At 72.9% G+C, this 12,169-nt stretch carries 8 protein-coding genes; 3 read left to right on the forward strand and 5 right to left on the reverse strand.

The window, feature by feature from the left end:
• Nucleotides 1-7 precede the first annotated feature (7 nt).
• Complete coding sequence (locus tag ACGH2B_RS04480) at nt 8-3,412, forward strand: GH92 family glycosyl hydrolase (protein ID WP_399084415.1); 3,405 nt, start codon at nt 8-10, stop codon at nt 3,410-3,412.
• A 121-nt stretch (nt 3,413-3,533) separates the two neighbouring features.
• On the opposite strand, the gene acnA is transcribed toward ACGH2B_RS04480, so the two are convergent.
• Nucleotides 3,534-6,251 carry an aconitate hydratase AcnA gene (gene acnA, locus ACGH2B_RS04485; protein WP_399084418.1) on the reverse strand — a complete coding sequence of 906 codons (2,718 nt, stop codon included), beginning with the start codon at nt 6,249-6,251 and terminating at the stop codon, nt 3,534-3,536.
• Between the two features lie 448 nt (nt 6,252-6,699).
• On the opposite strand from acnA, the gene ACGH2B_RS04490 reads away from it, so the two are divergent.
• The gene (locus ACGH2B_RS04490) at nt 6,700-8,004 is read left to right on the forward strand and encodes a phytase (RefSeq protein ID WP_399084421.1); all 1,305 of its coding nucleotides are present in this window, start codon (nt 6,700-6,702) and stop codon (nt 8,002-8,004) included.
• A gap of 176 nt (nt 8,005-8,180) precedes the next feature.
• Complete coding sequence (locus ACGH2B_RS04495) at nt 8,181-8,687, forward strand: DinB family protein (protein ID WP_399084424.1); 507 nt, start codon at nt 8,181-8,183, stop codon at nt 8,685-8,687.
• Nucleotides 8,688-8,752: 65 nt separating this feature from the next.
• Here ACGH2B_RS04495 and ACGH2B_RS04500 read toward each other — a convergent pair whose 3' ends face one another.
• The 4 genes from ACGH2B_RS04500 to ACGH2B_RS04515 form a co-directional block, all read right to left on the reverse strand.
• Nucleotides 8,753-9,736, reverse strand: a complete 984-nt coding sequence (locus tag ACGH2B_RS04500) for a zinc-binding alcohol dehydrogenase family protein (protein ID WP_399084427.1) — start codon at nt 9,734-9,736, stop codon at nt 8,753-8,755.
• A 44-nt stretch (nt 9,737-9,780) separates the two neighbouring features.
• The gene (locus tag ACGH2B_RS04505) at nt 9,781-10,638 is read right to left on the reverse strand and encodes a helix-turn-helix transcriptional regulator (protein ID WP_399084430.1); all 858 of its coding nucleotides are present in this window, start codon (nt 10,636-10,638) and stop codon (nt 9,781-9,783) included.
• Nucleotides 10,639-10,813: 175 nt separating this feature from the next.
• Nucleotides 10,814-11,173, reverse strand: a complete 360-nt coding sequence (locus ACGH2B_RS04510) for a GntR family transcriptional regulator (protein ID WP_399084433.1) — start codon at nt 11,171-11,173, stop codon at nt 10,814-10,816.
• A complete protein-coding gene (locus tag ACGH2B_RS04515; protein ID WP_399084436.1) occupies nt 11,174-12,166 on the reverse strand; it encodes a DUF1648 domain-containing protein in 993 nt (330 codons plus the stop codon).
• Between the last annotated feature and the right edge of the window lie 3 nt (nt 12,167-12,169).

Consider the following 12,169-nt stretch of genomic DNA (forward strand, 5'->3'; position numbering starts at 1 on the left):
GGCTCGCGTGCGGATCGGACACCGGCACACCCCGCTACGGATGCTCACCCGCCCCACCGCGCTGGCGGCGGCCGCACTCCTCACCATCGCCGCCTTCGGCCCGGCGGCGCAGGCCACCTCGCGCCAACAGCCTTCATCAGCAGGGGGGTTCAGCTCCTCCTTCGAGCCGGGGCAGCCCGCGCCCGACTGGAACGGCACCGCCGAGCAGGGCCCCGACGGCCGCCCCAAGGCGGGCGGTGTCACCCCGCCCGCCGGCCCCGCCGCCCCGGGCATGGCCACCCGCACCGGCACCGGGCCCGACGCCACCCCGACGTCCAAGGACGGCGCCGGTTTCTCCGGCCGCCACGCCCTGGAGTACGCCGGCACCCACACCGCGTCCGGCCGCGGCTACGCGTACAACAAGGTCTTCGACGTCAACGCGCCCGTCACCGCCGACACCACACTGTCGTACAAGGTCTTCCCGCAGATGGGCACGGCCGATCCGGAGTACCCGGCCACCCATGTCGCGGTGGACCTCGCCTTCACCGACGGGACGTACCTCAGCGAACTGGGCGCCACCGACCAGTACGGCGCGCCGCTGACGCCGCGCGGCCAGGCCGACGCCCGGATGCTCTACGTCAACCAGTGGAACGCGCGCACCGCCCGCGTCGGCGCGGTGGCCGCCGGGAAGACCGTCGACCGGATCCTCGTCGCGTACGACGCGCCTCGCGCGCCGCGCGAGGCGCCGGCGTTCCGCGGCTGGATCGACGACCTCACACTCGGCCGGCCGGCGCCCGAGAAGCCGCGCGCCCACCCTTCCGACCACGTCCGAACCACCCGCGGCACGCTCTCCAGCGGCAGCTTCTCGCGCGGCAACACCTTCCCGGCGACCGCCGTCCCCAACGGCTTCACCTTCTGGACGCCGGTGACCGACGCGGGCTCGACCGACTGGCTCTACGAGTACGCCCGCAAGAACAACGCCGACAATCTCCCCACCCTCCAGGCGTTCGCCGCCAGCCACGAGCCCAGCCCCTGGATGGGTGACCGGCAGACCTTCCAGGTCATGCCGTCCACCGCGGCGGGCGTCCCGGACGCCTCCCGCACCGCCCGCGCACTGCCGTTCCACCACGAGAGGGAGACCGCCCTGCCGCACCACTACGGTGTGACCTTCGACAACGGTCTCAAGGCGGAGATCACCCCGACCGACCACGCCGCCCAGATGCGCTTCACCTTCCCCGGCGACGACGCGAACCTGATCTTCGACAACGTCAACAACAAGGGCGGCCTCACCCTCGACACCGAACACGGCACCGTCAGCGGCTACTCCGACGTGAAAAGCGGCCTGTCCACCGGCGCCACCCGCCTCTTCGTCCACGGCACCTTCGACGCGCCGGTCACCAAGGGCGGGCGGCTCGGCGGGGGCGGCGGCAAGGACGTCACCGGCTATCTGCGCTTCGCCCCCGGCAAGGACCGCACGGTGACGCTGCGGCTCGCCACCTCGCTGATCGGCACCGCCCAGGCGAAGGCCAACCTCGACCGGGAGATACCCGCCGGGACGCCGTTCGCCACCACCGAGCGGCGCGCGCGGGCGCAGTGGGACGAGTTGCTCGGCCGCGTCGAGGTCAAGGGCGCGAGCGGCGATCAGCTCACCACCCTCTACTCCAACCTCTACCGGCTCTACCTCTACCCCAACTCCGGCTCCGAGCGGGTCGGCTCCCGCACCCGCTACGCCAGCCCGTTCTCCCCGCCGGCCGGGGAGGACACCCCGACCCACACCGGCGCGAAGATCGTCGACGGCGCGGTCCAGGTCAACAACGGTTTCTGGGACACCTACCGCACCGCCTGGCCGGCCTACGCGCTGCTCACCCCCGGCCGGGCCGGCAAGCTGGCCGACGGCTTCGTCCAGCAGTACAAGGACGGCGGCTGGACCTCCCGCTGGTCCTCGCCCGGCTACGCGGACCTGATGACGGGGACCAGCTCGGACGTGGCGTTCGCCGACGCGTACGTCAAGGGCGTGCGCTTCGACGCCGAGGCCGCGTACGAGGCGGCGGTGAAGAACGCCACCGTGGCGCCGCCGCGGTCCGGGGTGGGCCGCAAGGGCATGACCACCTCACCGTTCCTCGGCTACACCGCGACCGACACCCGCGAGGGCCTGTCCTGGGCGCTGGAGGGCTACCTCAACGACTTCGGCATCGCCCGCATGGGACAGGCGCTGTACGCCAAGACCCACAAGGCCCGCTACCAGGAGGAGTCCGCGTACTTCCTCGGCCGGGCGCGGAACTACGTCCATCTCTTCGACGAACGGGCCGGTTTCTTCCAGGGCCGCGACGCCAAGGGCGCCTGGCGGCTGCCGCCGGAGAAGTTCGACCCGCGCGTCTGGGGCCACGACTACACCGAGACCAACGCCTGGACGTACGCCTTCCCCGCCCCGCAGGACACCCGCGGTCTGGCCAACCTCTACGGCGGCCGCCCCGGCCTCGCGAAGAAGCTCGACACCTACTTCGCGACGCCGGAGACGGGGACCAAGGAGTTCGCCGGTTCGTACGGCGACGTCATCCACGAGATGACCGAGGCTCGCGACACCCGGATGGGCATGTACGGCCACAGCAACCAGCCCTCGCACCACATCGCCTACCTCTACGACGCCGCCGGACAGCCCTGGAAGACGCAGGCGAAGGTCCGTGAGGTGCTGTCCCGGCTCTACGTCGGCAGCGACATCGGCCAGGGCTACCCGGGCGACGAGGACAACGGCGAGATGTCCGCGTGGTACGTCTTCAGCGCCCTCGGCTTCTACCCGCTGGTGATGGGTCAGGGCGAGTACGCGGTCGGCTCCCCGCTCTTCACCAAGGCCACCGTGCACCTGGAGAACGGCCGTGACCTGGTCATCAACGCCCCGCGCAACAGCGCCCGGAACGTCTACGTCCAGGGCCTGAAGGTCAACGGCAAGCCGTGGACGTCCACCGCGCTGCCGCACGCCCTGCTCGCCCGCGGCGCCACCTTGGACTTCTCGATGGGCGACCGCCCGTCCGCCTGGGGCACGGGGAAGAACGCCGCCCCCACCTCCCTCACCCACGACGGCAAGGTGCCCGCCCCGCCCGCGGACGTCACCGACCCGTCCGCCGGCCCGCTCTTCGACAACACCTCCGCCACCTCGGCACCGCTCACCACCGCCCGCGCCGACCTGGCCGGGCCCGCCCGGATCACCGCCTACACCCTCACCTCGGCCGACCGCGCCACCGCCCCGAACGGCTGGACCCTGGAGGGCTCCACGGACGGCACCCACTGGCACCGCCTCGACCACCGCACCGCCGAGCCCTTCCGCTGGGACCACCAGACCCGGGCGTTCACCGTCCCCTCCCCCGCCGCGTACCGGCACTACCGGCTGGTGCCGGCGGGCGGCGGGACGGTGGCGGAGGTGGAGTTGCTGGGGTAGCTCCAAACCGGGTGGCTCCGGGCCGGGTGGCTCCGGAAAAACCCGAAGGGCCGCACCCCCTCTCCGAGCGGGGTGCGGCCCTCGTGGCGTTCCGGCCGTCAGGCGGCCGGGGTGTCCCGGGTCAGCTGTTGATCAGCGAGCGCAGGACGTACTGCAGGATGCCGCCGTTGCGGTAGTAGTCCGCCTCGCCGGGGGTGTCGATGCGGACGACCGCGTCGAACTCCACACCGGAGTCGGTGGTGACCTTGACGGTGCGGGGGGTGGTGCCGTCGTTCAGCTCGGTGACGCCGGTGACGGAGAAGGTCTCCTCGCCGGTCAGGCCCAGCGACTCGGCCGACGCGCCCTCGGGGAACTGGAGCGGCAGGACGCCCATGCCGATGAGGTTCGAGCGGTGGATGCGCTCGTACGACTCGGCGATGACGGCCTTGACGCCGAGGAGCGCGGTGCCCTTGGCGGCCCAGTCACGGGAGGAGCCGGAGCCGTACTCCTTGCCGGCCAGGATGACCAGCGGGGTACCGGCGGCCTGGTAGTTCTGCGACGCGTCGTAGATGAACGAGACCGGCGCGCCCTCCTGCGTGAAGTCGCGGGTGAAGCCGCCCTCGGTGCCCGGCGCGATCTGGTTGCGCAGGCGGATGTTGGCGAAGGTGCCACGGATCATGATCTCGTGGTTACCGCGGCGCGAGCCGTAGCTGTTGAAGTCGCGGCGCTCCACACCGTGCTCGGTGAGGTACTTGCCGGCCGGGGTGTCGGCCTTGATGGCACCGGCCGGGGAGATGTGGTCGGTGGTGACCGAGTCGCCCAGCTTGGCCAGGACGCGGGCGCCCGCGATGTCGGAGACCGGCGACGGCTCCATGGCCATGCCCTCGAAGTACGGGGGCTTGCGGACGTAGGTGGACTCGCCGTCCCACTCGAAGGTGTTGCCGGTGGGGATCGGCAGGGCCTGCCACTGGGCGTCGCCCGCGAAGACGTCCTCGTAGGACTTGTTGAACATGTCCTCGCCGATGGCGTTGGCCACGACGTCGTTGACCTCGGCCTCGGTCGGCCAGATGTCCGCCAGGTAGACCGGCTTGCCGTCCTGGTCGGTGCCGAGCGCCTCCTCGGTGATGTTGATCTTCATCGAACCGGCGAGGGCGTAGGCGACGACCAGCGGCGGGGACGCCAGGTAGTTCATCTTGACGTCGGGGTTGATCCGGCCCTCGAAGTTCCGGTTGCCGGAGAGGACCGAGGTGACCGCGAGGTCGTGGTCGTTGACGGCCTTGGAGACCTCCTCCGGCAGCGGGCCGGAGTTGCCGATGCAGGTGGTGCAGCCGTAGCCGACGAGGTTGAAGCCGACCTTGTCCAGGTACGGCGTCAGACCGGCCTTGTCGAAGTAGTCGGTGACGACCTTCGAGCCCGGGGCGAGGGTGGTCTTGACCCACGGCTTGCGGGTCAGGCCCTTCTCCACGGCCTTCTTCGCGACGAGCGCGGCGGCGACCATCACGTACGGGTTCGAGGTGTTGGTGCAGGAGGTGATCGCGGCGACGGTGACGGCGCCGTGGTCGATCTCGTAGGTCGAGCCGTCGGGGGCGGTCACGGTGACCGGGTTCGACGGGACGCCGTTCGGGGAGACGGCCGGGGCGTCGGACGCCGGGAAGGACTCCTTGCCGGCCTCCTCGTCCACGGAGACGTAGTTGCGCACGTCGACGGCGAACTGCTGCGCGGCGTTGGCCAGGACGATGCGGTCCTGCGGGCGCTTCGGGCCGGCGATGGAGGGGACGACCGTGGAGAGGTCGAGCTCCAGCTTCTCGGAGAAGTCGGGCTCGGCGGCCGGGTCCAGCCAGAGGCCCTGCTCCTTGGCGTACGCCTCGACGAGCGCGACCTGCTGGGCGTCACGGCCGGTCAGGCGCAGGTAGTTCAGGGTCTCGTCGTCGATCGGGAAGATCGCGGCGGTGGAGCCGAACTCCGGCGACATGTTGCCGATGGTGGCGCGGTTGGCGAGCGAGGTGGCGGCGACGCCCTCACCGTAGAACTCGACGAACTTGCCGACGACGCCGTGCTTGCGCAGCATCTCGGTGATGGTGAGCACGAGGTCGGTGGCGGTGGTGCCGGCCGGCAGCTCACCGGTCAGCTTGAAGCCGACGACGCGCGGGATGAGCATCGAGACCGGCTGACCCAGCATCGCGGCCTCGGCCTCGATACCGCCGACGCCCCAGCCCAGGACGCCCAGGCCGTTGACCATCGTGGTGTGCGAGTCGGTGCCGACCAGGGTGTCGGGGTACGCCTGGCCGCCCCGCACCATGACGGTACGGGCCAGCTTCTCGATGTTGACCTGGTGGACGATGCCGGTGCCCGGGGGGACGACCTTGAACTCGTCGAAGGCGGTCTGGCCCCAGCGCAGGAACTGGTAGCGCTCGCGGTTGCGGCCGTACTCCAGCTCGACGTTCTGGGCGAAGGCGTCGTTGGTGCCGAACTTGTCGGCGATGACGGAGTGGTCGATGACCAGCTCGGCCGGGGCCAGCGGGTTGATCTTCGCCGGGTCACCGCCCAGCTCCTTGACGGCCTCACGCATGGTGGCGAGGTCGACGACGCAGGGGACGCCGGTGAAGTCCTGCATGATCACGCGGGCCGGCGTGAACTGGATCTCCTGGCTGGGCTGGGCCTGGGAGTCCCATCCGCCCAGCGCACGGATGTGGTCGGCGGTGATGTTCGCGCCGTCCTCGGTGCGGAGCAGGTTCTCCAGCAGCACCTTCAGGCTGTAGGGCAGACGGGCGGAGCCCTCCACCTTGTCCAGCCGGAAGATCTCGTACGACTCGTCGCCCACCTGCAGCGTGCTGCGGGCGTCGAAGCTGTTCGCCGACACGACAGTCTCCTTCATGCATGAATTCGCGCGTACCACCGCATCCTGCCGTCGCAGGTCCGCGCCGATCCGGTAAGGTGAGCCTTAGTTAGGCACGCCTTACTGGCGCGGCGGCGGTGCGCCTTGGGGCAGATATCTCGATGTCGAGATAACTCTAGTACATCGCCGCGGCTTGGTCATGCCCCGGCAGGCCCGATGACCTCGCGCGAGGCGTACCGGGCCCTCCCAGTGAACTTCGCGCGCGGGGAATCCGCAGGCCGGAGCCGGCGCCGCCACGGCCGCCGAACGGCCGCCCGCGGACTTCCGCCGGAGGCGCCGGCGGTTCGGTACCTGCCACGTCCGCACGACCGGCCATCTCCCCGTCACCTTCCGGACACCTGAAGACACTCGGCTCTCCACCCGTCATCGTGAGCATGTCAGGCGTCACCCCCACCTCAGAAGGAGACCGTTCGTGCCTGTGCCCAGAAGTGGACGCCCCGCCCTTGTCGCCGCGGCCGCGGCCGTGGCCCTGACCGCGGGGATCATGGTCGCCCCCGCGGCCGGAGCGGCCGACGGGACGCTCCCGGGGGTCACGCCCCGCGCCGAGACCCCCGCGATGTTCGACGACGACGAGGGCGGCAACTCCAACGCCGACGACCCGGCGATCTGGCGCAACACCGCCGACCCGGACGCCAGCCTCGTCGTCGCCACGGCCAAGAAGGGCGGCCTGCGCGTCTACAACCTCGACGCCGAGCAGGTCCAGTCCCTCCCCGCGCCCCCGGCGCCCGGCCCCGACGACGCGCCCGGCCGCTTCAACAACGTCGACCTCGTGCACGGGATGAAGCTCGGCCCCGGCCCCGCCGACCTCGCCGTCACCAGCGACCGCGGCAGCGACAAGCTCCGCATCTACCGCATCGACGGCGACAAGCACGACGCCCCGCTCACCGACGTCACCGCCCCCACCGCACCCTGGATCTTCTCCTCCTCCCAGGACGAGGTGAACCACAAGAGCACCGCCTACGGGCTGACCACCTACACCGACCCGCACACGGGCAAGGCGTACGCCCTCGTCAGCCAGGCCGCGACCACCCGCATCGCGCTGCTGGAGCTGAAGGCGACCGGGGACGGCAAGGTCTCCTACGAGCAGGTCCGCACCGTGGACCTGCCGGACACCTTCACGATGCCCGACGGCACCAAGTGGTCCCCCTGCGGCGACCCCGGTGACGGGCCGCAGGTCGAGGGCATGGTCGTCGACCCGGAGACCGGCACCCTCTTCGCCGGCCAGGAGGACGTCGGCATCTGGCGGCTGCCCGCCGGCCTCGACGGCAAGCCCGTCCTCCAGGACAAGGTCCGCGAGTACGGCATCCCCGCCACGTACGACAAGCCGTCCGACAAGTGCGTCGCCGGCAAGGACCCCGGCTTCGGCGGTGAGCGGGTGTCGGCCGACGTCGAGGGCCTGACCCTGGTCCGGCAGGACGGCGGCGACGGCTATCTGCTCGCCTCCAGCCAGGGTGACAACACCTTCGTCGCCTACGACCGCGAGAAGGCCGACGGCTACGAGTACGAAGGCGGCTTCCGGGTGGCCCCCGGCAAGGAGGTGGACGGCTCCGAGGAGTGCGACGGCGCCGACGCCCTGGCCGAGCCGCTCGGCAGCAAGTACCCCCACGGGCTGCTCGTGGTCCAGGACGGCCACGCCAACCCCGAGGACGGCGACCGGGCGGCGACCGGCTTCAAATTCGTCGACCTCGGCGACGTCCTGACCGCCCTGGACGACTGACCGGCGGTCAGGCCCGGCACCGGCCCGCTCCCGCGCCCCGGCCCGGAGCGCACCGCGCCCCCGCCCCGCGACCGGCGGGACGGGGGCGCGGCAGGGACGGTAGGTTCGGACCGCTGCCCGGCCGCGCGCCGCGCCCGCGGTGCGCCGGGGACCGGGCCGGGACGGGGGCACCCACCATGACCGTCGAACGGATCGGCCCGCCGCGCACCGGCGGCGAACGCGAGACGCTCCGCGCGTACCTGGACTTCCACCGCGCCACACTCGCCCTGAAGTGCGAGGGCCTGACGGACGAACAGCTACGCCGGGCGGCCGGCCCGCCCTCGGCGCTCTCCCTGCTCGGCCTGGTACGCCATCTGGCCGAGGTGGAACGGGCGTGGTTCCGGCGGGTGGTCGGCGGCGAGGACATCCCTCTGGTCTGGTCGCCGGAGGGCGACTTCCAGGCCGCGTACGACGCGCGGGGCTGCACCCGCGAGGAGGCGTTCGGCGCCTGGGAGGCGGAGGTGGCCCACGCCCGCCGGATCGAGGCGGCGGCCCCCTCCCTCGACACCGCCTACCACGCGGCCCGGTGGGGCGAGGAGGTGTCCCTGCGCACGGTGATGCTGCACCTCACCCACGAGTACGCACGGCACAACGGGCACGCCGACTTCCTGCGCGAAGCCGTGGACGGGACGACGGGGGTCTGAACCGGGGGCCGCCGCCGTACGGGACGGTGCGTCACCGGGCCCCGGCCGGACGCGCCGCCCCTCACTCACGGCGCCGTGACAGCGAGGACGAGCTTGCCGGTGGTGGTGCCCGACTCGATACGGCGGTGGGCCTCGGCGGCCCGCGCCAGCGGCAGGGTTTCGCTGCGCACCCGCAGGTCCCCGGCGGCCGCGGCCGCCACCGCGCGGCGCAGCGCCCGGCCGGTCTCCGCCGGGAACGCCGCGGCGAAGGCGGCCAGGTTGAAGCCGGAGACGGTCTTGTTGGTGAACCACAGTTCGTTGGCCGGAATGCCGACATCGGCGGCGCCGGAGGCGTTTCCCATCACCACCAGCCGCCCCATCGGAGCGAGCCGGTCCAGGCTGCCGCGGCGAGCCGGGCCCCCGACCATGTCCACCACGATGTCGAACTCACCGGCGTCGGCCACTTCGTCGCGCAGCACCACCTCGTCGTAGCCGAAGCTCCGGGCCGTCCCGATCTTGGCTTCGCTGCCCACGGTGCCGACCACACGGCCCGCGCCCAGCAGGCGGGCGGCCTGGCCGAGCTGACTGCCCACCCCGCCGGCCGCCGCGTGGACCAGGACGCTCTCCCCGGGCTCGATGCGGGCCACCCGGTCCAGCACCAGGAACGCGGTGGTGCTGTTGGACGGCAGCGCCGCGGCGGCGTCCAGCCCGATGCCGAGGCCGTCCAGGGGCGCGACCAGGTCGGCGGGGACGACCGCCACCTCGGCGTAGCCGCCGCTGCCGACGATCGTGAGCGCGGCCACCGGCTGCCCGGCGGACAGGCCCTCGACCCCCTCGCCCACCGCACGGATCCGGCCCGCCACCTCGATGCCGGGCACGAAGGGCAGCGGTACGTCGACCACGCCGCGCCGGTAGAGGATCTCGGCGAAGTTGGCGCCCGCGAAGGCCACATCGACGGTCACCTCGCCCGGCCCGGGCTCGGGCGCCGCCATGGTCACGGTGCGGAGCACCCCGGCCTCGCCGAACTCGGGGATGGTCACTGCCGTCATCTGCGTGGTGTCACTGTTCATGGCAGCGATCCTGCGGGCCCGGCGGCGTCGCGGACAGTGTCCGCTCATCCTGGGTGTGGCACCACCAGGCCGGTCCGCATCAGGGCCGCCACACGCTCCTGCGTGCCGGTGCCGGGGCGCGGGTTGTGCAGGATCAGATGGTGTCCGGGGTGTTCGGGCAGCGGCAGCAGGGTGGCGTCGAAGACCAGCGTCCCGGCCTCGGGGTGGTCGACCGCCTTCACCGCGCGGGTGTGCTCGGCCGCGTCGTGGCGCGCCCACAGCCCGGCGAATTCGGGGCTGACCGCCGCCAGATCGGCGGCGATGCGGCCGAACTCCGGGTCGTCCGGGTAGCGGGCGGCATCCGCCCGGAAGGCGGCGGCCACCTCCGGGGCGGCCTCGTCCCAGTTCCGGTGCAGCACCCGGTAGCGGGCGTTGGTGAAGAAGGAGACCAGGCAGTTGTGGTCGTTCTCGCGGTAGCCGAACACCTCGCGCGCCGCGTCGTTGACGGCGGTGAAGTTCCAGTGACGGTCGCGTACGTAGCCCGGCCGCGGTGACCAGGCGTCCAGCAGCCGCCGCACCTCCGGCGAGGGCGGCACCGAGGGCCGGGAGGGCGGCTGAGGCGGGGTCAGTCCGGCCAGCCGGTACAGATGCGCGTGTTCGGCGGCGTCCAGCAGCAGCGCCCCCGCCACCGCGTCCAGGACCTGCTCGGACACCTTGATGTCGCGCCCCTGCTCCAACCACGTGTACCAGGAGACCCCGACCCCGGCGAGCACGGCGACCTCCTCACGCCGCAGTCCCGGCGTACGCCGCCGGCCGCCGTCCGGCATACCGACGTCGGCGGGCGAGACCCGGCCGCGGCGGCTGCGGAGGAACTCCCGCAGCTCCGCGCGGCGGCCGTCACGGGCGGATTCGGTGTGGACCATGGGCTCACCCTAGACAGCGCCCGGGTGCGGCCCGTACGTGGTCCCGGTCCGCCGTCGGCGGTGAGCGGGGCGGGCGCCCGCGCCCGCACGGGGCCCGGAGCCGTTGCGCCGTCCGGGTGGCCGGGCCGCGCGCCGGACCGGCCGGGCCGCGGCGGTACGCCCGCGCCCGCCGCGCTCACCGCACCGCCAGCCCCCGGCGCACCACGCCGACGATCTCCTCGTCGGTCAGGCCGAGCCGCCGGGCCTCGGCGATGAGGCGGTCGGCGGCCTCGCCGAGGCGGGCGCGGGCCGGGGAGGCGGCGCCGGTGACCACCGCGCCCCGGCCGCGCCGCAGTTCGATCAGGCCCTCCTCCTTGAGCCGCTGGTAGCCGCGGAGGACGGTGTGGACGTTGACGCCGAGCGAGGCGGCCAGCTCCCGGCCGGCGGGCAGGCGCTCACCGGCGCGGACCGAACCGTCGGCGATGGCGCCGCGGACCGCGGCGGCGATCTGGTCACCGAGCGGCACGGCCGAACTGGGGTCGACCCGGAACAGCACTCAGTCTCCTCGGGCGGGACGGGCGCGGTCGAGCAGGGTGTTCAGCAGCGCGGCGGCGGTCGCCGCGTCGTCGACCGTCACCACGAATTCGCGACCGCCACGCAGCCGCAGGGCGATCCCCTCACCCGATCGGAGCACCAGACCGCTGCCGTGTGCGCGGAAGCGGTAGCCCCAGCCGCCGAACTCGGCGAACGGGTCGATGTCCCTGCTGGTGGCCTCGGTGACCCGGTCGAGCGGGATGCGGCGGAAAGCGTACGGCAGCAACGCGGGCGCGAGCGCCAGACCGCGCCGGTCGACGGTGACCCGTACCGAGGCGAGCGCCCCGGTCAACGCGCCCGCGGCGCCCAGCGCGAGCCCGGCGAACGGCCCGGCCACGAAGGCGAGGTACAGGCCCGCGCAGCAGGTGAGAAGGCCGACGACGGCGAGCAGCGGGGAGCCGGTCGTCCGGGTCCATCCGGCGCTCTCCTCCGCCCCGAGCGCCAGGCGTGGCGCGCCCTGCGGGCCCGGTGGCCGCGGGCGCGCCCGCGGAATCGGCCCGCCGAGCCACAGTCCGACAGCGGCCGCGAGCAGCCCGGCGGCCACCACCAGCAGCACCTCCCACAGCGGCACCCGGACCGCATCGGCCCGCCCCGCCTCGGCGTTGGCCAGCAGCGTCATACAGGCCGGTACGGCGAGGAGGGCGGCGAGGGACCAGCCCAGGGCGAGCACCCAGGGCACGGCCTGGGCCAGGCGCCGTACGCGGGTGAGGACGGCGCAGCCGGCGCCCAGGACGAGCAGCGTGAGGACGGTGCCGAGGAGGAATCCGCGGGCCGGGGTGAAGCCGTCGGCGGCGCCGGAGGCACCGAAATGGGTGGCGAGCGGATCCGGCAACCGGTCGGCAGTCTGGTGGTGGACGCCGACGACGACGGCGACCGCGACCAGAAAGGGAAACGCGGCGATCGCGACCCGCAGGGAGTCGGCAGGGGGACGGGTGAAGGGAGTGGCAGGTTTCATGGC

The organism is Streptomyces sp. BBFR2, assembly GCF_044497305.1.
Classification (GTDB): domain Bacteria; phylum Actinomycetota; class Actinomycetes; order Streptomycetales; family Streptomycetaceae; genus Streptomyces.

What these genes read in the sequence shown, in the direction of transcription:
- ACGH2B_RS04495 (WP_399084424.1), top strand. Translation starts at nt 8,181, where the DNA reads ATGACCGTCGAACGGATCGGCCCGCCGCGCACCGGCGGCGAACGCGAG.
- ACGH2B_RS04500 (WP_399084427.1), bottom strand. Translation starts at nt 9,736, where the DNA reads ATGAACAGTGACACCACGCAGATGACGGCAGTGACCATCCCCGAGTTC.
- ACGH2B_RS04505 (WP_399084430.1), bottom strand. Translation starts at nt 10,638, where the DNA reads ATGGTCCACACCGAATCCGCCCGTGACGGCCGCCGCGCGGAGCTGCGG.
- ACGH2B_RS04515 (WP_399084436.1), bottom strand. Translation starts at nt 12,166, where the DNA reads ATGAAACCTGCCACTCCCTTCACCCGTCCCCCTGCCGACTCCCTGCGG.